Consider the following 22,101-nt stretch of genomic DNA (forward strand, 5'->3'; position numbering starts at 1 on the left):
GCACTACTAAAATAAAAGCACTACTAAAATAAAAGCACTACTAAAATAAAAGCACTACTAAAATAAAAGCATTACTAAAATAAAAGCACTACTAAAATAAAAGCACTACTAAAATAAAACACTACTATATTTGTTTTAAACTTAATCTGTATTAACCTCAAATCTTTTTCCTCAAATAATAATACCAAAAATGATACCATAATTTAAATAGATTATTTTTATCGCTGTTTATATATTGAAAAAATGACTCTAAAGTTAGCAAATAAATTTATATCCTCTCGAACTTCATATATTATTCAGTAAATTGAGATATTAAACCTGACGCAATTGCAGGTATAAAATATACCTATTAAAAATATGAACGAGAAATTTTATTTAATATTTAACTGCATCAGATCTTTCAAGGAAAATTTGTTATAAACACTTCTTTAAAAGAATCTTGTTTACAAAAATCTCGTTTATAAAAGCCTTGTTTATAAAAAATTTCCTCTTACAAAAACCCATTTATAAAAATTTCCTCTTACAAAATTTCCCTTTAGAAAATCTTCAAGCTGCCTCCCAGGAGTAGGTTTTAGTGCCTGAAATCTTGATTGTTGAAGATGATTTACTTAATCTGACGATCGAAGCAGACTTACTTAAGTCCCTTGGATATGGGTCGAAAAAGGCCAAAAACGGTTTTGAAGCCCTCGATATCCTCAATAATATGAAAATTGATCTGATATTGCTTGATATGGAACTTCCGAAAATGCACGGTCTTGAACTGCTTCAAAGAATCAAACTTAATCCTGAAACCCGGAATATAAAGGTAATTGCAGTTACAGGTCACTCGGATCCCGAAAGTAAAGAAAAGTTCCTTAAGGCCGGATGTCATGCCGTTCTTGCCAAACCCATAAATTTTGGCGATTTTGGTTCACAGGTCGAAATATTTCTTACAACGGCAGATTCTTGAAAACAAAAGGGTAGGCACGAAGACAAAAGGGTAGACGCCTCAAGAGTTACTGATCACGATTACTCAGTGAAAAATTATCCGATGAAAGACCAATGATCAAAAAAATTACTGAGCCAAAGTTTTTATCTGGTCTCTACTCTTTAATGAATCAGAAAATTTATCAATTCTCAAATAGTCTGTATCGAATAACTGGTTGGGAAGATCAGGCAATTTCCTGTAGGGATATTCCGCCCGTTTACCTTCCTCAGCAGGTACCGCTGACAGGTTAATAGCCCGATTGCGGGCAGAGAGGCGGAGAAGCTGTAGCCACGGGTGAGAAAGATGTATAAAAACACAAAAATAGGGCATGTAGTGATAGGCTTTGCTCTTCTTCTAGTTTTGATTTTTTTTGTTGGGTACACAGGCTATCAGGGTATGGACGATGTTGAAAAGAAGACTCGAGCCATTCAAAACATGACCTTTATCATGAATAATATGCAGGGTGCCCTGGAAGCCCAGGAAAGATATGTTATTTATGGTGATCCTGCTTATAAAGAAGAGACTTATAAACGTCTTGATCTTGTGCCCACGCAGGCAGCTATATCTAAAGAAATATATCTTGACTATCTTGATCCTGTAAATCAGGAACGGATGGATTCTATTCTGGAAACTTCCGGCGAATTCAGGGAAACTTTTGACAGCTATGTTGAAGCAAATGATGAAGAGATAGCCCTGAGAACCGATATTGTCTCAAATGGCGAGCTTATTTTGCAGAAAGCAGACGAGCTTTATCAGGACCAGATGCTTCAATATCAGCAGTATGTGGAGAACGGCTCTTCGAGTGAAGTCCTCCAGCAAAAATTATCCAATGCTCAGGAAGCCCAGAAAATCAGTATACTTGCGATGGAAGCTCGAAACGAATATCAGAACTATATAATTGATCCCGAAGCTCAATATGCGGAAAATTTTGATCGGCTAATGGGGAATATAATTGAAGTTACCGAGAATCTGGATGAACAGATGGCGAGACCTGAAAATCTTGAGCGTGGAAACACAATAATTGCCAGTGCCACAGAGATCCGGACTGATTTTGATCGCCTGAAAGTTCTTAAAGAGAGAAAGGCGGTTGAAGTGGAAAATATGGCAACCATAGCTGGACAGGTTGAAGGAATTGCTCAAGCTGCCAGTACCGATCAGAAAGAGCGACTTGACGCCCTGATAACGGATTCTATAAATAAGATCTTTCTCGTTACTCTTCTTTCGATGCTTATCGGGGCTCTACTCGTTTTTATAATTCTGAACCTTTACAGGAAACCCATTTACGAACTACTTGAAGCGTCCGACAGGATTTCGGAAGGAGACCTGAGTATTGAGATTAAAGGAAACTCCAGAAGTGAAATCTCTCAGCTCTCACAAGCCTTTAAATCGATGGTTGAAAACCTTCGTAGTCTAATTAAAGAAATTCAGGAAAGTTCGCTTCACCTTTCCACACTTTCGGAAGAAATGTCTGCTTCTTCCGAGGAGGTAGCGTCGGCATCAAGAAAAATTTCCGATACCGCAGCTGAGATTTCAAACGGGACAGAAGTGCAGAGTACAAAAATAGTGGATATAACTCATGCAATGCAGGATATGACACATAATATCCAGGAAATTGCCGAAAATACCCAGAAAGTTTCTAAAAACACAAATCTTGTCAATAACACTGTCAGTAATATAGGAAATGCTTCAAGAGAAATCCTGTCAAAAATGGACCTTATTCGCTCCTCTGTTGATGAGACTGAGGAAGTGATAATGGAGCTGGACTCCAAATCTCAACAAATTAATGAGATTATAACTCTTATTACCAGGATCGCGGACCAGACAAATATGCTTGCACTGAATGCTGCAATTGAGGCTGCCCGAGCTGGCGAACACGGACGGGGTTTCTCTGTTGTAGCCGATGAGGTTCGAAAACTTGCTGATGAATCCGGCCGTGCTGCTAATAACATTTCCAAGCTAATCGATGAAATAAGAAGCAGTATCGGTGAAACGGTGGAAAGTATAGAAGCCAGTAAAAAAGATGTGCAGGTCGGTTCACTATCCGTTAACAACGCGGTTGAAATGGTTGCAGGGATAGTTTCTACAATCAATGAAATCACAAATATGATCGAAGATGTTGCAGCTGCTACAGAAGAGCAGTCCGCATCCATTGAAGAGATTACTTCCACCCTGGAGGATATTTCCTCAATCTCGGAACAGTCCGCCGCAGGAACGCAGGAAACTGCTGCAGCTCTCGAAGAACAGAGTGCTTCAATGTCAGAACTTGCCAATATGGCCAGTGATCTTTCCCTGCTCGGGGAAAAGATGAGAAAAGCTACTGAAAAATTCAGGCTTGGTAACTCAAAAGAAGTATCAGAAAATACAACTAGTTAAAATCCCGGAATTATTTTGAGGAATTCAAATGTTTGAAGAAACATTAGAAGAGGATTCAGGGTTCTCGGAAGAAACTCTCCATTTAGTGACCTTTGAACTTTCAGGCGAAGAGTTCGGAGTAGATATCATGCAGGTTTCCGAAGTTGTTCCGGTCCCGAGAATTACCCGCATCCCTCAGGCTCCGGAATGCATAAGAGGACTGATTAACCTGCGGGGAAAAATCCTCGTCGTGATAGATCTTAATAAACGGCTTGGCTTCAAGTCGAAAGAGACTGACAGCCTGTCCAGAATTATCATAGTGGAAATCAAAGATACAGTCATTGGAATGCTTGTAAATTCTGTAAAGGAAGTCCTGCGCCTGCCTCTCTCCTCAATCGAACCGCCCCCAGAGATGATCAAATCGAAAATTAATGCAGAATATCTGACAGGTGTCGGAAAAATGGGGAACAAGCTTCTTATTCTCCTGAACCTTGCAAGGGTACTTGGGGAAGAAGAGCTTGAAGAACTCGGTCAGATGTCTTCTCCTGAAGAGGAGGTTTAAACTGAGTGAAATGTCCCCTACCAGAGAGCATGTTTAAACTCGCTGAACTGTCTTCTCACAAAAAGAATAATAAAAGAATAATAAGAATAATAAAAGAATAATAAAAGAATGTTTAATTAAAAAATATTTTAAATCAGTGAGCTGCCTTCTGTTGAAGTGAATATTTAAAAATTCACGAGCCGGTTTTAAACATGCATCCTGTGGTCATCTTCCTTTTCGCTCTTCTCTGCATCCTGCTTTTTACAGCCAAACTGAGATTGCACCCTTTTCTTAGCCTTGTCCTTGTGTCCGTTCTTACAGGCGTCCTTGCAGGAGAACCTCTGGCCACGGTCGAAGCAATAACCGGGGGATTAGGCAGTGTTTTTTCCCGTTTTGCCATTATTATTACGTGCGGAAGTGTTATCGGGCTTTTGCTGCAGAGAACGGGAGGAACGTCCCTAATAGCCTCTGACATTATACGTTTTTCCAGAAATCCTCTACTTGCGCTGAATTTCCTTGGTTTTCTCTTTTCCGTGCCTCTTATGTGTTACATTCTTGCCTATGTTATCTTTATTCCAATAGCTAAAGAGTTGGCTGCCAGGCTCGATAACCCCCCAATTTCCACTGCAACAGCCCTTGCACTCGGAGCTGTTGCCTCATTTAATCTGGTTTATCCTTCACCTGTAGTGATTTCGGCAGCAGAAGAACTTTCAGCGAATACGGACAGGCTTTTTATCCTGGGATTTCTTATAGCGATTCCGACTTCCATTGCAGGCTACCTTTATGCCAGATGGCTGGGAAGGACTGAACCCGAAGGCGTTTCCAATAGGGTAAATCAAAGGAGATCCGAAATTCAGGAGAAAAACGTAGAAATATATAGAAACACTGCCGAAAACCCCCCCCGACTTGAAGCTTACTCTCCTATCTTCTTTCCTTTGCTTCTTATTTTCCTTCAGGCAGGTTTTGGACACTCTTATCCTGTGCTCACTTTTCTGGGAAACCCGAATATTGCGCTCCTTACAGGAGTTATTCTCTCCATTTTTTCCGGCAGAAGATTAGGGTCTTTCGCACTGAGGGAACTTGTCGAAAAAGCTGTAAGGAGAAGCGGAGTCGTCCTTCTTGATCTCTGTGGAGGAGGAGCACTCGGTGCAACCCTTGCCATGACAGGGGCAGGAGAAGCCCTGGGTCAGCTTTTCCTGCAGTTGAGCCTTCCTCATATCCTGATACCTTTTCTCGTTGCCGCAGCCCTTCAAACAGTACAGGGATCAAGGGTCGTGACCATGCTCATTGCACCTTCCCTCTTACTGCCTCTGGTGCCTGAACTCGGGCTTCCTCCGGAAATCCTGATTCTTTCAATGGCTTCTGGCACTTTTGTAATTTCCCATGTCAACGACCCTTTCTTCTGGATTTTTGGAGAGCTTGCAGAACTGGAACCTTCTGAGGTTTTCAGGTCAAATACCCTTGGAGGTGCCCTGATGGGCATTGTGAGTTTCCTGCTGGTATCTGCTGCGTATGTCTCCTTTTACTGATTTTTTTCTTTTACCTGGGCTTTTAATCGCTATTCTTCCGAGATTTTTCCAGCTCATCTGATTTTGCTATAGCACAATTATAACTTTATAATTTGGTGTGTGGCAAACAATAAATACCGGTTTTTTATATTTCTCTATATGAATGAGCAAAGTTATCCTGAATTTACAGGCCTTGAAATCTCCCCGAGAAAGGTAGATTATCTTAAGTTCATTCTTGAAAAAGGAGGCACTGTAAAAACCACAGAGATTTCATCAGGCCTGCAGGTTGACCCTTCAACTACAAGCAAGACCTTAAACGAGCTTGCAAGTGCAGGCTACCTGAACCACGTTCCTTACAGGGGTGTGGACCTGACGGAACTGGGGAAGGCATATACGCAATTTCTTGTCCGAAGACACAGGATTCTCAGTCTTCTTTTAACCCACTACGGTCTTTCGTCGGAGGAAGCATGTGATGAGGTCTCGCGCTTTGAGGCTTTTGTTTCTAGGCATGCTGTAAATAAAATCTGCAGCTCAATGGGTCATCCGATGTTCGGAGTATGCGGAGAAATAAGTCATGAAAAATGCTTGCATGAGGAAAATCATCATTGAATACAGGAATTCCCGGAATAAATAAAGCTTTAAACGAAATGCTAAATGAAATGCTAAAGTGCTAATAAAATGTTACTGAGTTATTACTGGAATATTAATGAAAGTTAATGAAATGCTAAAATAAGGTGCTGGCGAAGGGCTAGTGAAGTGCTAAAAAAGTGCAAGTGAAGAGCTAAGTGATGTGCCAAATGAAAAAAGTGATGTGCCAAATGAAAATCAACACTATATAAAGCCCTAATGAGCTTCGAGACAAATTTGGGCGTACACCAAAAAAATTTCCTGATAACTCAAAAATTTGGGTATATGCCAAACTTTGGATATTACAGAATTTGAAGATTCAGACTATGGAAATATACTAAATTTTGGAAATATGCTAAGCTTTGGAAATACACTAAACTTTGGAAATATGTCATTTATTCCTCTGATGTTGATTTTATCTCATCCGGAAGTAAATTCATGAGTCAAGTAAAAAATGAAAGTGAAGAAGGCGGGATCTCAAGTATGAATCTGAAAATTCTACCTTTATTAGTGCTCTTGACTGTTGGTCTGAGCCTTTTTGCCAGCGGCTGTACAGGCCCAGGTGATTCCCGGGTTAATGAAAGTACAGGACAGGAAGTAAAAGTAACAGAGTCAGGTGAGCCTATAGTCGTAGCTGTAAGCGTACTTCCTCAGGCTGAGTTTGTAGAAAAAGTGGGTGGAGATAAAATAAAAACCGTTGTCGTTATTCCTCCGGGAGCAGACCCTCACACCTATGAGCCTTCTCCAAGAGAACTCGGAGAAGTGAGTCAAGCCCGTATGTATGTTACGGTCGGAGTCGATATGCCCTTTGAGAAAGTCTGGATCGACAGGTTCGAATCTATCAATAGTGAAACTCTGATCATAAACTCTTCTAATGGGATCAAACTCAAGGAACTTGCTGCCCACGAGCATGATGAAGGGGAGGGAGCAGAGGAACATGCAGGAGAACTTGAAGCTGATCACGAAGAAACTGGACTGGACCCCCACATCTGGACATCGCCTGCAAATGCAAAGATAATGGTTGAGAACGTTTATGAGGGGCTTGCCAAAATAGATCCCGGGAACGAAACTTACTATGCTCAGAATAGAGATGCCTATCTTAAGGAACTGGACGCCCTGGATGCAAGGATCCGAGAAAAGCTTGAGGGAAAAAAGGAAAGAAACTTCATGGTTTATCACCCTTCCTGGGGCTATTTTGCAGCGGACTACAACCTTACCATGATTCCAGTTGAGATTGAAGGAAAAGAGCCGAGTGCTCAGGACCTGGCCGAACTCGTAGATCTGGCAAAGGAAAAGCAGGTTAAAGTGATTTTTGTTCAATCCCAGTTCAGTACGCGAAGTGCTCAAGCTGTAGCTGAAGAAATAGGCGGGGAGGTTATAGCTGTTGACCCTCTTGCAAAGGATTACATTGCAAATATGGACAATGTATCCGATGTTTTTGCCAGAAACCTTGTGTGAAGTCAGTAAAATTAGCATCAGGCCAGGTAAAGGCAGCATGCATGTCCTGTATCCGAATATAAAAGCACGTAATCCGGTAAATAAAAACGATATTCTGAAGGGAAGGCTATGGAGAAAGTTATAGAACTGAAGGACGTCTGGGTTCGTTACGGAAACCAGATAATTCTTGAGGCAATAAATCTGGAACTTAAAGATTCCAGTGGACTGCTTGGGATAATCGGACCTAATGGGGGAGGAAAGACTACGTTTCTCAAAGTGCTGCTCGGGCTTTTGAAGCCTTACAGGGGCAGTGTTAAACTCTTTGGGAAACCACCCGAGAAGAGCAAAGAGCTTGTAGGGTATGTCCCTCAATACAGAGGTTTTGATTTTGACTTTCCTATCAGTGTCTGGGAAGTTGTGCTTACAGGCAGGATGAGCCATACGGGTTTTCTGAAAAAATATCGGGAAGAAGACAAAAAGGCTGCCGAAGAGGCCCTGAAGACGGTAGAAATGTTCCAGTACAGGAACAGGCAGATTGGGCAGCTTTCGGGCGGGCAGCGGCAAAGGGTCTTTATTGCACGAGCTCTTGCCACAAACCCCAAACTCCTGCTTCTGGACGAACCCAACGCCGGGTTAGATCCTCATATGCAGGATGAACTCTACCGCCTGCTGGATAGGCTCAAGCACGAAATGGCAATTATCATGGTTACTCACGACCTCAGTGCAGTTTCGATTTATGTCGATAAGATAGCCTGCCTAAACCGCACCCTCTATTACCACAACTCCAGGGAAATCTCGGTTAAAGACCTGGAAGCCACTTACCAGTGCCCTGTCGAACTCATTGCCCATGGAATACCTCACAGGGTATTGAATAATCATGAGGGAAACCAATGAAGATTGAAATTGGTTCGAAAAACAGACGGAGAAATAAAAATGTTTGAGCTCCTGCAATACAGCTTTATCCAGAACGCCCTTGCAGCCGCAATTCTTGCAAGCATAGCCTGCGGGATTATTGGGGTCTACGTTGTCGTCAAAAAAATAGTCTTCATTAGCGGCGGGATAGCGCATGCTTCCTTTGGAGGTGTCGGGCTGGGCTACTACCTGGGAGTCAATCCTATGTTCGGCGTTCTTCCCTTCAGCCTGGTTTCGGCTCTTGTCATGGGAACAGTGAGCAAGAAATCTAAAATCCCGGAAGACAGTGCTATAGGTATACTCTGGTCTCTTGGAATGGCGCTTGGGATAATTTTTGTCTACCTGACTCCTGGCTATGCTCCTGATCTTATGACCTACCTATTCGGAAGCATTTTGACAGTGCCTCGCTTTGACCTCTACTTCATGCTGGCTCTTGATATCGTGATAGTAGGTGCGGTTTACTTATTTTATAAGGAATTTCTCGCCCTCTGTTTTGATGAAGAATTCACAACCGTACAGGGCCTTCCTACAGAGAAACTTTACCTTTTCCTGCTCTGCATTATTGCCCTGACAATTGTAGTCCTTATTAAAGTCGTGGGTATTATACTTGTGATTGCCCTTCTTACCATTCCTGCTTCCCTGAGCCGTAAATTCACGCACAACCTGAAGCAGATGATGTTGATCTCCATAACCTTCGGAACTGTAATCAGCGTTACTGGAATAGGCCTTTCATATGCTCTGGATGTTCCATCCGGTGCCACGATAATTCTTGTACTGAGCTTTGTATACGGACTTGCGGCCTTCGGGATGGAAATGCTCGAGAACAGAAGAAGTTCAGGGGATTTAAAAGAATCCTGAGCTCTGTCATACTAGGTTCAGGTACATACTCTATCATCCCTAATCATCCGAGATTATTCTTGAATTATTCTTGAATTATTCTTGAATTATTTTTGATATATTATAAAATGGGAATTTAAGCGGAATTGAGCAATAATCTTCTTTAATTATATTTATTCAGTTTTATTAAGACAAAATTTTATATATGGTGAGATGCAAGAGCCTAAACGTTTAATTGATTTTATTTTATAGAATCCCAGGATTAAACTTTCAGGCTGGGTTCGTAAAGAAAAAACGGAATCTGAAGCATCTAACCCATGTGCGTACAACCGCTTCGAGTGGGGAAGCGACGGATACGCCGGCAAGTTAGACACACTGGATGTACTTGGAGCCACCCTAAGCCAATCCAGTAAGTGTACCTGAAGCCACCTCAAAGCAAGTGACGAACCCGTTATATAAGACGGGAACCACCAGACTATTTATTAAACAAAATGTCACACCAGGGTGATAAAATGGACCGTGATACAACCCGGGATCAAAATATAAAAGAAAACGAAACTTTCGATGGAGAATACCTTGACCTTCCGGATATTCCCCTTCCGGAGACCGATAACGTGCTGTATTCAATCCTCAACTCCTTAAACCAGAATATCGCAGATTTTCACACCTTTGTGAAATTCAACCCCTATCTGTCTGAGGATCACCTGAACGTTGAACTTCTTAAAAGAAGCATGGGCATTCACAGGGACTTTACAGCCCTGTTCCTGCACACTAAAGAAGAACTGATATTTACCTACCCCGAGTTTATAGAAAAAACCGAAAAATTGCTGTTCAAGGGGAATGTTGGTACCAATTGCATAAAATATACACACAAATTATGCAGAACAATAAGCGATTATAAAATCGCCCTGCACAGAGAAGGCTATTTGCCTGACCTGAGAAGGCAGTTACCGTTAATTGATCTGTAATCATCCGGTAACTTCCTTTTTTATAAAAACCTATTTTTTATTAAGATGCAGAGCTGATTTCATTCTATTTTTAAAATGCTCTGAGTATCGTAAAAGCCCCTGAGAATTTCAATAATTCTAACAACTTTAATAACTCCAATAATCCTGAGAATTCTAATAACTCAATAATTCCATAATTCTGATAACTCAATAATTCTAATATTTTAACAATTAAAGGCGCTTCGAGGCCCAAATTCCAATTGAATGCAGAAAGAAGATTTCTTTCCTGTTTATGCCCGAACTCCTACTATATTTTACGGTACTTCCGGAATCTTATATTTAATTTTCAGTACATCCGTAGTTTTATATTATTAAAAGATATCTGGCATTCAAGGCATCTGTAAAAAACGGTGTCCTTGAAAAACGGTATCTTAAAAAACGGCATAAGAAAAACGGATTCTTTGAAAAACGGTCTTCGAAAAACGGTATTTTTTAAAAGTGGCAGTTAAAAAACGGATTCTCGAAAAACGGTACTAAAAAACAGCATTTAAAAACAGATGCCTATCTTATTTAATACTGGGGCTTCTTCTTATATGCTTCAAAAGTTATCAGACCTTTCCCATTTGTCTTAATAATTCTTCTCCTTCTTTATTCTACATTTCTCTATTTTAGTATTAATATTTTCAAGTTTCAACTTCAAGTTTATTTTTAACTGTATTCTGGAATTATCTTTTCTATATATTCTCGATATTAAATACTGATACAGGTTAATTTATTTCCGATTTTTAATCCAGAAATGCTATTCTTATATAATGCTCTTCCTTAAAAAGGAAGAATCTTAAGTATATATAGAATAGATTTAAAAATCTATTCTATACGGATATTGCAAGGTGGGGGTTTTAATCGTTTAGATTTTAGAGTATTCAGGTGCTGAAAAAAGTTTAATCAAAATTATCAGACAATTCGGATTTTAGTTTGGATGTTTTGATGATATATCTAAAGAAGAACATCTTAAAAACCAGTATATACTGAAGTATCCGACTGAATGTAATAAAGTTGAAACTGAAATAAAAAATCTGGAAGCCAAAATAGATGACCTCAAAATAGAAATAGAGTCCAGGTCGCTCATGCGTTCAAGCGAATTAAACCGCTACATAAAAAGAGGTTTTCAAACTCTTTTTCCTGAGGATCCCCGCGAGATTGCCGAAAAATTAAGCTATCGAGTTCCATAATCCAGTAACATCGAAAGTAAAGAAATAACCTGTGAGAATAGCAAAATAAAAAGAGGATTTAAAAAGCAGAACTTCAGTTTTCACTGAAGTCCGAAATGTTTTATGTTCCAGTCTGCACTGGCCTGAATTTTCTTTATTTCTTCTTCTCCGCCTTCCATGGTGAAGAGGTGTCTGAACCTTTTCTGGGCCTTCAGGTACTCCTCGACAGGTATGGGATCTTTAACCTTTCTGACATGGGTAATTTCCCCGTTTTCCATTTCGTACAGGGGCCAGAGACAGGTTTCGACTGCGAGTTTGGCGATCTCCAGAGTCTGGGAGGTATCAAAGCCCCAGCCAGTTGTACAGGGGGCGTGGGCATGGATGTAGGTCGGGCCCACGATTTCAGTGGCTTTCTTGACCTTACGCATCATATCCCTTGGGAAACCTATAGAGGTTGTGGCCACATAGGGGGAGCCGTGGGCCGCCATTATGGCAGGCATATCCTTTTTGGGGCGCGGGTTTCCGAAGGAAACTTTTCCGGCTGGACTTGTTGTGGTGCTGGCATCAAAAGGAGTCCCACTGCTGCGCTGGATTCCAGTATTCATGTAAGCTTCGTTGTCCATACACACATAGGTAAAGTCGTGCCCACGCTCAAAAGCACCTGAAAGGGCACCGATTCCTATATCCATGGTAGAGCCGTCGCCTCCTATTGATATGATTTTGATGTCATTCTTTTTGCCAAGGGCTTTTAAAGCAGCTTCCACACCTGAAGCCACTGCCCCTGCGTTTTCAAAGAGCGAGTGGATCCAGGGAACCTGCCAGGAGGAATTCGGAAAAGGAGTGGTCATCACTTCAAGGCAGCCTGTAGGGTTGACTACAATACAGTTAGGGCCTGCGCCCATAAGTGTAAACTTTGCAGCAAAGGCATCACAGCAGCCTGCACAGCCGCTATGTCCAGAGGCAAGATATGTTTTAGGTGCAGCTTTACTCATAGCAACTCCTCCTTGAGGTCCAGGAACTGGCTTTCAACTGCAATTCCGGACTTTGCAGCTTTTTTGGTTTCTTCAATAACCTTTTCAATGCTTTCTGCGCGAATATCACGGCCTCCGTGACCCACGGTGTAACCCATCAGAGGCACACGGATCTTACTGTTATAGAGGCAAGACTTGGTTTCGGTGAAGAGAGCTCCTTCATTTGTGCCTATGGAGATGTTTTTGTCAAGTACGACAACAGCGTGTGCGTTCTTGATGGCATCTCTAACCTGCTCTTTCGGGAAGGGCCTGAAGGATCTGACTTTTAAGACGCCGATCTTTTCTCCTCTTGCCCTGTACTCATCAACAACATCTTTAACAGTTCCAAGAATAGAGCCCATTGACATGACGACAATTTCAGCATCATCCAGCATGTACTCCTCAATAAGTCCACCGTGGAACCTGCCAAAGACTTCCTCGAATTCTTTTGCAACAGCCTCGATCTTCGGAAGAGCTTTCTGCATTGCCTGTTCCTGAAGATATCTGAACTCTTCATATGTGTCCGGGGCTGCAAAGGCTCCGAAGGTCTTGGGATCTTCAGGGTCAAGAATATTTTCGGGCTGGAAAGCTGGAAGGAAATTGTCGGTCAGTTCCTGTTCGAGCAGGATAACAGGCTCATAAACATGAGACAGGATAAAGCCGTCCATGCAAACCATACCCGGAAGCATGATCTCATGGTCTTCTGCAATCTTGTAAAGCTGGGGCAGGGTGTCAGATGCTTCCTGAACATCTTCCACATAGAGCTGGATCCAGCCTGTATCCCGCTGGGCAATTGCATCCTGGTGGTCATTCCAGATATTGATTGGAGCACCAACCGCCCTGTTTGCCACAGTCATTATAATCGGAAGCCTCATGCCTGAAGTGTTAAAAAGCGCCTCATGCATGAGCAAAAGCCCCTGTGAAGTGGTGGCTGAATAGGTTCTTGCGCCGACTGCCGATGCACCTATCAGGGCAGAGATTGCCGAGAACTCGGACTCCACATTAATATACTCACAGTTGGGAATTTCCCCATCTGCTATGAACTGGGACAGGTCTTCAACAATATGGGTCTGGGGAGTAATCGGGTAGGCTGAAATCACGTTTGGGCGGCAGATCTTTGCTGAATGGGCCACAGCATAGGAACCTTCCACAACTACCATTTTTTTCTTGTAAGCCGGGTCAATCATTATTTCTCCTCCAGAATCATTTCAATTGCATCCGCAGGGCACTCATTTGCACAGATGCCGCAACCTTTGCAATAATCATAATCGTATTCAAAAAAGCCGTCTTCTCTGGGTTTGACAGACATATCAGGGCAGACGATTTCGCAGATCCCGCACTTGGTACATTTTTCATAAATATAAACCGGACGGAAATTTCTCCAGCCACCGGTTTTGTTTTTAAGGGTCGAACCAGGTTTACAGACTCTGCAGTGTGTAATATTTAAACCTTCTTCTTCCTTTTCGGTTTTCAGAACTTCGGGACGTATCTTGCGGTCTTGCTCAGATCCGTTACTCACGCTTCTTCCCCCCTGATAAGCTTGTAGGCCTTCTGGATTGCATTTGCATTCTTTTCTCCGACCTTTCCTGGAAAACGAGCCTTTATTGCATGCTGGATGGATCCGACATTGATTTCTCCGGTTGCACCCGCAAAAGCACCAAGGAGGACGGTGTTTACAATGGGGACACCTATAACGTCCATTGCCACCTTCGTAGCGTCCACGGTCATGACCCTGGCTTTTGTATTGAGTTTCAGGCTTTCCGGCTTCTCGGTTGTGTTGACAATAATTATACCGTCGTCCTTTATTCCGCTTGCAACGTCAACAGTTTCAAGCAGGGTTGCATCCTGGACAATAACATAATCCGGAGTGTAAATCTGGCTTCGAAGCCTGATAGGACTATTGCTAATCCTCGTGAATGCCTGCACTGGGGCACCTCTACGCTCTACCCCAAAAGCGGGGAAGGCCTGGCTGAACTTTCCATCTTCAAAAGCTGCAACGGAAAGCAGTTCAGCCGCGGTAACAGAACCCTGGCCTCCTCGACCGTGTATTCTGATTTCCTTCATCTGAATTCTCCTTTTTAATGCGGTTTTATCTATCGTTTTTCTAATGTTTTCTGTATTTTGCTGTTCTCGGCAGTCTGTTTGGCAAGTCTTAATTAGCTGTCTGGCACACTGCTAGTAATCGAATATTAATTGAATTAACCTGATAATATACAATTTAACCTGATGTTATTCAATTTATTAATTTGGCAGACACAACCAGCATCTGACTCTTTCTTCAGGCACTACTGTAATATACTACTGTAATATGCACATACAGGCTCAGGAATTCAAAATCCTGGATGGCTAATGTTAACCTGGATCTCTTCCATCCATTGAATTATTGTTAATATTGAAAGCGTATATTTCCAATTCTGAGTTCACGCCGTTTTGTGCCTCATAGTTCATGGATAATAATGTAGAATATTATTAGGTTTTCGGTGAAATGAAAGAAATTTTTTATATATATTTCTAATCTATAATTATTTTTTAAGCGTGTTATATTTGTTATTTTCAGGTTAACCTGCCTTGTGCCCCTGTTTTATCGCTTTACAGCTGTAAACGAATATCCCTTAAAAAAATATGGAATATTTAATATATTTCCTCAAAGGAATTCTTTATTAGCTCAATCAACGCCTTTCCATCTTTCAGATTATTAATCTTTTCCCTTATCTGCCGCGAGCCATGCAGCCCTTTTGTAAACCAGTGGGCATGCATTCTCAGATTTGTGGATGAGTAAAGACTGTATTCTTCAAGTAGGGCGATATAACTCTTGAAGTCCTCCAGTTGCTGGACCTGCCTGTCAATTTTCAGCTTTTCCCCGGTTTCCAGATAGTGCCTTATTCTTTTAAAAACAAAGGGATTTCCCATTGCTGCGCGCCCTATCATAAGCCCGTCACAGCCTGTGAAATCGATGGCAACTTCGGCGGACTCTTCGTCCCTTATGTCACCATTTGCAATAACCGGAATGGAGAGTTCACGTTTGACCGCTCTGATCGTTGTAAGGTCCGAATTTCCGGAGTACATCTGCTCTGCCTTCCTGCCATGTACGGTCAGGGCCGAAGCCCCAGCCTTCTCGATCAGGCGCGCAATCTCAAGGGTTTTTTCGTCCCTTTCGAGAATGCGGATCTTTGCAGTTACAGGAGTTTTCAGAACACCGGTCAGCTCTGAGATTATTTCATATACAAGCTTCTCGGAATTGAGAAGAGCCGAGCCGCATCCGGTGCCTGTAATGCGCGGCGCAGGACAGCCCATATTCACGTCGATAAGTTCAGGACTGCATTCGTCCTCAATAAAGAGCGCAGTTTCCCTCAGCTTTTCAGGGGAACTTCCTACAAGCTGAACCCCAAAAGGTCGGTCTTCAGGGGAAGAGAGTCCTTTGAGAAGTGATTTTCGGTTTTCGTTGAGCAAGGCATCTGCACTGATCATTTCAGTGTAAGTAATGTCAGCTCCATTTTGCCTGCAGAGCAGCCTGAAAGCCAGGTTTGTCACGTCTGCCATAGGCGCAAGAAGAAGGTTTCCAGGAGTCTCGGTCTTGCCGATTTTCAATTTATTAAGTTTCATTTTTCTGACTGTTTTAAACTGTTTTTTGATTGCGTTTTAACCGTTTTTCTAATTATTATCCTTCGACTGCTTTCTCATTCCTTTCCTTTATTTATCTGTTTTGGAATTATTCCCTTTTCCAGAAATTGCAGCCTCTAGTTTTTCTGTAATTTTTAGAGGTTTTTTTACGGTTTATTAAGGATCTTCCGACTTTTCAAACTTTTTCTCATTTATTGAGACCCTATGTGATTTATTAATATTTGGTGCAATTATCAAGACTTGGCGTAATTTATCAATTATCAAGACTCGATGTAATTTATTGAAACCCGATGTGATTTTTCAAGGGTTTTACTCTGATCTGCTGAAATCCAAAAGTCCAAACAATTTTTTGCAAAAAATTCGCATAATTGGTTAAAGCCTAATTATTGAGAAATTATAAGAGTAAGATAAAATACAAATCACTAGTTTGAAAGCGAATCTAATCACTAGTTTGAACACGAATCTAAACACGAATCTAAATACGAATCTGATGCTGCAAAAAATAAAAAATAAGATGCTTGAACCAATTAGTAAAGAAAAATGGTTCAGGGGCTTAAAAAATAGGTTGAGCGGTCATAAAGACCTGGCTCATGAGAAGAACAGCCTGATATACCCCAGATAAGGAATCCTGTACTGTGCAGTCCCTATAATCCATTCGTCTTTTACGGGCATCTCGTAGCTTATCTGCCCTTCCTGGTCAAAGTGCGTGTTGGTTATAACATTGTCTCCTTTGGTAATATAGCCGGAGTACGGAGCAATGGGACCGTTCTCCCACATACGCTCTCCGGTTTCTACTCTATACATAGCCCTATGAATTATCGGGGTTACCCCTTGCTCGCCATACGGGCGGTAAAGAATTACATCTCCATAATTTTCAAAAGATGTATAACCTGTATTTTTTCCTTCCTCATTCGTGATAATATTCACTCGATCGACGCTTTTGATGAAAATAATATCTCCTACCTGCATATGCGGTTCCATACTCCCCGACTCCACCGCAACCATAGGAGTCCAGAGTCCGAATGCCAGCTTGGAAAGAACCATGAAAATAATCAGGACAGCCACAACAGACAGCAAATCCTTTCCAAGGGAAACCCAGGGGTTTTCCTGTTCCTGGACACTGATTTCCTTATTAATTTCGCTCATAATCAGCCTTTATTCTTTTGATTTTATTCTTTTAGGGTGCTGCATTACATTTCGTCCGGTCTTTTTGGCCGAAATTTATTCGATTTAACTCAGTTATAACTTAACGGAGTTTAAATTTAACCGAGTTTTGATTTAATTGAGTTATTTAATTTAACGGAGTTATTTGATTTAAAGGAGTTATTTAATTGAACTTATTGCGACTTCAGATTAATAGCACAATCCTCAGGATATAATGCAGCTGCAGAACTATTATTATACAGCGCTACATTCTACTGTTTTGACTTATATAAAGTTAGTCGAAAAATTAGTTTATTGGGTCCTCTCAGTAGATTTACTGAAGATTTGTTTTTATTCTATATTAATTTTCAATTAACTAATTTATTATTCAATATTATTGTTTATTATAATAGTTTGTAATTTTTTGATAAACCATAAGCAAACTCATTCATTCTATGTTAAACAGAAAATAAGACCAATTCCACACTAGACAGGAAATAAGACCAATTCCACATTAGACAGGAATTAAAATCTGTTCTGCAATAGATCGGAGTTAAAATCCGTTCATTAACAGAAAGAATTGAAGTTCTTTCTGCAACAGATAGGATCAAGAGCTTCTATCAGAGTAGAAATTGAGATCCGTCTACAATAGATAGGAGTTAATAACTATAAGTATTCTATCGAAACATACAAAAGTTTCCTGAGATTTTTTTATGGTAACAAGTTAATTTAATACATTAATTTCGTGTCTTATTAAACATATTTACTCGTATCTTATTAATTTTTATATTTTAAGCAGGCTTTTGATTTAGCCTTTCCAGGTCAGGAGTAAGATTGGTTCTGGTGCCAGACCAGGGACGAAAGACCTGGAAGAGCTCAGATCAGTTCAGAAAGGTCAGGTCGGAATTATGGAAAAAAATAATATTATAAGGGCTGTTATGGAAAAAGAGTACCAGATCAGCCCTGAAGCCGTGGAGCTTATCCATTCCAGTAACTCTCCCGAAGAACTGCTCAAATATGTCCTCTCAACTATAAATGACTCTGTTATTGTCATAGGGATCGAAGACATAGATCTTGAAGGTTTTGCCACCTCCGGAAAGCCTTCAAAGCTGATTTACACGGAAAATGGAAAAAATCCAGGTTTCGAAACTTCTTCAGGAGAGTTACCTTCTAATAAAATACAGGCCCCCTATCTAGAAGAAAGGAAAATTCTTTCCGGGGCCTCCGTACTCTCTTCCAGGTCAGGCAACCCGTCTCCCGAGCCGGATCTCTTTTTAAAGACTGATCCTTCTTCCGAGCTTTATCTCCCTCCCGAATCGGCTCTTTCCTCAGAACCCGATGCTGTTATTTCGGTCTCTGACTGGATTATAAAATCGTCTCAAGACCCTGCTTCTGATGCTTTTTCAGTTCCGGATATTGTACCGGACAATATGGCTTCGGATAAGATAGTTCCTGATATGGCTTATGAACCAGTTTCGGATACCCGGCAAGGTACTGTTTCCTCTGAGGAAGTTTCGGCCCTTTATCCTGCCCCGCACTCCCTTTCTTCAGTAAAGGCATCGCCTCAGGCTTTTTCCTCTCATTCCTCCCAGGCTGTAAACAGGTCAGCCTCTTCTTTTTTCGGACAGGGAAACTCTCTTCCCCCCTCTCCCTCAAATCGGATTTTCAGGGCAGACCCGTCTTCTTCCGGTTCTGGCAACGGGTTATTCTCCGGCTCCAGGGATGAGTACAAACACTACCCGGGCAGAAATCCTGTCACCGTAATTTCGGATATAACAGGACGTTCCACCTGCGTTGGAGAATATATGCAATTTGTGCAGTATTTCAGGGATAGGTACAGCAGGCTTTCGGAAATTATCCGGGGAAGGACTAACGCACGCCCAATCGAAAGTTTAAAAAGGAGAAGTTTCCGCCGGGGAAGCGATGGAGGTTCTGAAGAAATCTCGATTATAGGCATGGTTTCGGATATCAGCAACACAACAAACGGCCACAAAATTCTTTCTCTGGAGGATCCGACAGGCTCTTTTCCAGTCCTCATTCGGAATTCCGATAAAGAACTCTTTGAACTGGCATCAAGAATTCTCCTCGATGAGGTCATAGGGGTAGCGGGTTCGGTAACCAATGATGGAAGCCTTATGCTTGTTACAAAGCTAATACAACCTGATGTCCCGAATAATGTCCAGCGCAGAACCGGAAGTCACGGAAAGGCCGTACTGATTTCGGATGTACATGTGGGCAGTTCCCAGTTTCTGGAAGATGCCTGGCTTGATTTCCTGGATTTTTTAAAAGGAGAATCGGACTCTGAGAGTATGCGGGAACTTGCGGCCAGTATCCGTTATCTTGTTGTTGCAGGAGACCTTGTTGATGGGATAGGGATCTATCCTGACCAGGAAATAGAACTGGACATACTGAACGTCTACGAACAGTACAGGAAGGCTGCCGAGTATTTTAGGGAAATTCCCGAACACATTCGTGTAATCATAAGTCCTGGCAACCACGATGCGGTTCGCCAGGCAGAACCCCAGCCTGCCCTGCCGGAAAGTATTCAGGCGGATTTTCCTCAGAATGTAATTTTCGTTGGCAATCCTGCTCTAGTGGAGCTTGACGGTATCCGCGTTCTTATCTATCACGGCAGATCGATTGATGATCTTGTGGCAAGTATCCCCGGGGTTTCGTATCAGGAACCTGCAGGGGCAGTCCTTGAGATGCTGAAACGCAGGCACCTTGCTCCAACCTATGGGAGCAGGGTTTCCATATCCCCTGAGAAAAAAGATTATTTTATCATCGATCCTGTGCCTGATATTATCCATACAGGCCACGTCCACACCCTGGGAGTCCAGCGCTATAAAAATGTCCTTCTGGTCAATTCCGGAACCTGGCAGGACCAGACCGAGTTCCAGAAACGTGTAAATCTGGTGCCTGTCCCTGCTAAAGTCCCGATTGTGGATCTTGGGGATTTTGATGTAAAGATTCTTGCGTTTGACTGAACTTTTATTGAATTTTGATTGAATTTTAATCGATTTTGACTGAACTTTGATCGAACTCTGATCGAACTTTGATTGAATTTGATAATTTTGATCGAACTTCATTGGATTTGACTGAACTTTAATGGAGAGCCGAATTGTTCGGGCTACTGGTAAGATTAGACTACTACAGGTTATAGCCGATTATATGGGACTGCTGAAGCCCTCTCCAAAATTATTTTCCGATCCTTATATATACCACAAAGATTTAATATGCGGAAGATGCCGCTGGAAGAAATAAAGGAAAATGCCGGAGAAAATTTTCCGGAGATTCAGGACGGAAATCGGGATGAAGAGTCTAATTTTCTTCCCTTTGACATCCCTGATTTCAAAACCCTCCTGAAAAAACAGGGCTATGCTCTGGCAGGCCGCCACTCGGCTGTTAAGACCTGTCTCTGGCTCAGGCACGCTATGAATGGTCAGGGCTTTTGCTATAAATCGAAGTTCTACGGAGTTCAGTCCCATCGCTGCCTTCAGATGACTCCGACGCTTATGTGCAATCAGCGCTGCCTTTTCTGCTGGCGCCCGACTGAAGTTCCTGTTCCGGCGCCCGAGGAGTGGGATTCGCCTGAGAAGATAGTGGAAGAAAGCATTACCTGCCAGCGTAAGTTAATCACGGGTTTTGGCGGTTCTCCGAATGCACTTAAGGAACGCTGGCTTGAAGGCAATGAGCCGAACAATGTTGCAATCTCCCTATCCGGAGAGCCGACCTTTTACCCTTATCTCCCGGAGCTTATCGAGGAGTACGAAAAAAGAGGTTTTACGACTTTTCTTGTTACAAACGGCACAGTCCCGGAGATGCTTGCAAAAATTTCCCCTTCCCAGCTCTACATGAGTCTTGATGCCCCGGATATTGAGACTTACCTGAAGGTCTGCCAGCCCAGATCACCTGCACTCTGGGAAAAAATCAATGAATCCCTGTCCATAATGAAGCAGAAGAAATCAAGGACAGTCATCCGGACCACTCTGGTCAAGGGTAAAAATATGTTCAAGCCAGAGGCTTATGCCAGGCTTATCGAAAAAGCCTCTCCTGACTTTGTGGAGATAAAAGCATATATGCATCTGGGTTTCTCACGGCTCCGACTTGACCGATCTGCGATGCCGACTCACGAAGAAGTCCTGAAATTCTCACAGGGACTTGCAAAACACCTTGGGTATGAAATCGCAGATGAGTCTGAAATCAGCAGGGTAGTCCTGCTCTCAAAGGATGGAAAGAAATCTCCTGTTAAAAAGCTTTCCTGCCCTGATTAATCCTTCCTTGACGAATTCAACTCTTATTTGCTCAACTTTGACGTTTTCAGTCTTAATATGCCCAATAATGGCCAATAAAGCCTTGATATGTCCAATGATGGCCTACCCAGCCTTAATACACCCAATCTTTACTTATTCAGTAATGACTAATCCAGCCTTGACTTACCCAAACCTTCTACATTGACAACTGGCAACTTTAATGAGGAAAATACAGGAAGATTTTTATATGTGTGTGAATATATAAAATGAGTTAGGGAATGGAAACAAATATAAACTCAGGTTTCAATTAGCATATAATTCCATTAGAGATTAATTCATTTTAAATCAATTAGATACAGTTTGAGTAAAATTATGTCTCATATCTAGTGATATCAACAGAGCACGAAACAGATTAGGTTACGCATTACGAGAGCTGGCTTTTTACCGGAGTTTCGCGGTGTCGGCTTTTCTGGCAGGCGTACTCTTACTTTCGGTTTTTCGTGTTCGGAACGGTTTTTACATTCAGCTTTCGGTTGAGACAGGAACTCGCTGTGTGATTTGTTGTTTCAAATCCTCTGTTAACCCTTGTTAAGCTAACCGAAAAGCTAAACGAATGGTGGACTGAACAACAAAACTTATTAAGATCTCACCTCGAAAATGTCAAGGTTGAAACTCTCAAATATGCTTTCAAATCCGGGAATCTCAGGAAGGTTCAATAATCCCATTGACAACTTC

Annotated in this window: 17 protein-coding genes; 11 read left to right on the top strand and 6 right to left on the bottom strand. The window is 41.9% G+C overall.

Going from position 1 to position 22,101, the window contains the following annotated elements; genetic code table 11:
- The first annotated feature begins 574 nt into the window (after positions 1–574).
- From ACPK8D_RS10930 to ACPK8D_RS10970, 9 genes are all read left to right on the top strand, one after another.
- Positions 575–949: a response regulator gene (locus ACPK8D_RS10930; RefSeq protein WP_424717886.1), complete on the top strand. Its 375-nt coding sequence runs from the start codon at positions 575–577 to the stop codon at positions 947–949.
- A gap of 321 nt (positions 950–1,270) precedes the next feature.
- Positions 1,271–3,340: a methyl-accepting chemotaxis protein gene (locus tag ACPK8D_RS10935; RefSeq protein ID WP_424717887.1), complete on the top strand. Its 2,070-nt coding sequence runs from the start codon at positions 1,271–1,273 to the stop codon at positions 3,338–3,340.
- A 28-nt stretch (positions 3,341–3,368) separates the two neighbouring features.
- Positions 3,369–3,881, top strand: coding sequence for a chemotaxis protein CheW (locus ACPK8D_RS10940; RefSeq protein WP_424717888.1), 513 nt, complete (start codon positions 3,369–3,371; stop codon positions 3,879–3,881).
- A gap of 191 nt (positions 3,882–4,072) precedes the next feature.
- Complete coding sequence (locus ACPK8D_RS10945; protein ID WP_424717889.1) at positions 4,073–5,389, top strand: GntP family permease; 1,317 nt, start codon at positions 4,073–4,075, stop codon at positions 5,387–5,389.
- Between the two features lie 138 nt (positions 5,390–5,527).
- Entirely contained in the window at positions 5,528–5,977 is a 450-nt protein-coding gene (locus ACPK8D_RS10950; RefSeq protein ID WP_424717890.1) for a metal-dependent transcriptional regulator, read from the top strand.
- A 501-nt stretch (positions 5,978–6,478) separates the two neighbouring features.
- On the top strand, positions 6,479–7,453 hold the full coding sequence (locus ACPK8D_RS10955; RefSeq protein WP_424717966.1) for a metal ABC transporter solute-binding protein, Zn/Mn family: 975 nt from the start codon (positions 6,479–6,481) through the stop codon (positions 7,451–7,453).
- A gap of 108 nt (positions 7,454–7,561) precedes the next feature.
- Positions 7,562–8,326 (top strand): metal ABC transporter ATP-binding protein, encoded by a 765-nt coding sequence (locus ACPK8D_RS10960; protein ID WP_424717891.1) that lies wholly within the window; start codon positions 7,562–7,564, stop codon positions 8,324–8,326.
- A gap of 39 nt (positions 8,327–8,365) precedes the next feature.
- Positions 8,366–9,202 (top strand): metal ABC transporter permease, encoded by an 837-nt coding sequence (locus tag ACPK8D_RS10965; protein ID WP_424717967.1) that lies wholly within the window; start codon positions 8,366–8,368, stop codon positions 9,200–9,202.
- Positions 9,203–9,693: 491 nt separating this feature from the next.
- Positions 9,694–10,149: a hypothetical protein gene (locus tag ACPK8D_RS10970; RefSeq protein WP_424717892.1), complete on the top strand. Its 456-nt coding sequence runs from the start codon at positions 9,694–9,696 to the stop codon at positions 10,147–10,149.
- A 1,291-nt stretch (positions 10,150–11,440) separates the two neighbouring features.
- Here the strand turns inward: ACPK8D_RS10970 and porB are convergent.
- The 6 genes from porB to ACPK8D_RS11000 form a co-directional block, all read right to left on the bottom strand.
- Positions 11,441–12,331 carry a pyruvate synthase subunit PorB gene (gene porB / locus ACPK8D_RS10975; RefSeq protein WP_424717893.1) on the bottom strand — a complete coding sequence of 297 codons (891 nt, stop codon included), beginning with the start codon at positions 12,329–12,331 and terminating at the stop codon, positions 11,441–11,443.
- On the bottom strand, positions 12,328–13,536 hold the full coding sequence (gene porA, locus ACPK8D_RS10980) for a pyruvate synthase subunit PorA (RefSeq protein WP_424717895.1): 1,209 nt from the start codon (positions 13,534–13,536) through the stop codon (positions 12,328–12,330). The genes porB and porA overlap by 4 nt, the downstream gene beginning before the upstream one ends.
- Complete coding sequence (gene porD, locus ACPK8D_RS10985; protein WP_424717968.1) at positions 13,536–13,823, bottom strand: pyruvate synthase subunit PorD; 288 nt, start codon at positions 13,821–13,823, stop codon at positions 13,536–13,538. The genes porA and porD overlap by 1 nt, the downstream gene beginning before the upstream one ends.
- Positions 13,824–13,864: 41 nt before the next feature.
- Complete coding sequence (locus tag ACPK8D_RS10990; protein WP_424717896.1) at positions 13,865–14,413, bottom strand: pyruvate ferredoxin oxidoreductase subunit gamma; 549 nt, start codon at positions 14,411–14,413, stop codon at positions 13,865–13,867.
- 567 nt (positions 14,414–14,980) lie between these two features.
- Positions 14,981–15,952: a tRNA dihydrouridine synthase DusB gene (gene dusB, locus ACPK8D_RS10995; protein ID WP_424717897.1), complete on the bottom strand. Its 972-nt coding sequence runs from the start codon at positions 15,950–15,952 to the stop codon at positions 14,981–14,983.
- 606 nt (positions 15,953–16,558) lie between these two features.
- Positions 16,559–17,116, bottom strand: coding sequence for a signal peptidase I (locus ACPK8D_RS11000; RefSeq protein WP_424717898.1), 558 nt, complete (start codon positions 17,114–17,116; stop codon positions 16,559–16,561).
- A 935-nt stretch (positions 17,117–18,051) separates the two neighbouring features.
- Between ACPK8D_RS11000 and ACPK8D_RS11005 the strand changes: the two genes are divergently transcribed.
- Positions 18,052–20,100 (top strand): DNA-directed DNA polymerase II small subunit, encoded by a 2,049-nt coding sequence (locus ACPK8D_RS11005; RefSeq protein ID WP_424717969.1) that lies wholly within the window; start codon positions 18,052–18,054, stop codon positions 20,098–20,100.
- A 258-nt stretch (positions 20,101–20,358) separates the two neighbouring features.
- Complete coding sequence (gene twy1 / locus ACPK8D_RS11010) at positions 20,359–21,387, top strand: 4-demethylwyosine synthase TYW1 (protein WP_424717899.1); 1,029 nt, start codon at positions 20,359–20,361, stop codon at positions 21,385–21,387.
- Positions 21,388–22,101: the final 714 nt, after the last annotated feature.

Source organism: Methanosarcina sp., from assembly GCF_049706645.1.
In the GTDB taxonomy this organism is placed as follows: Archaea; Halobacteriota; Methanosarcinia; order Methanosarcinales; family Methanosarcinaceae; genus Methanosarcina.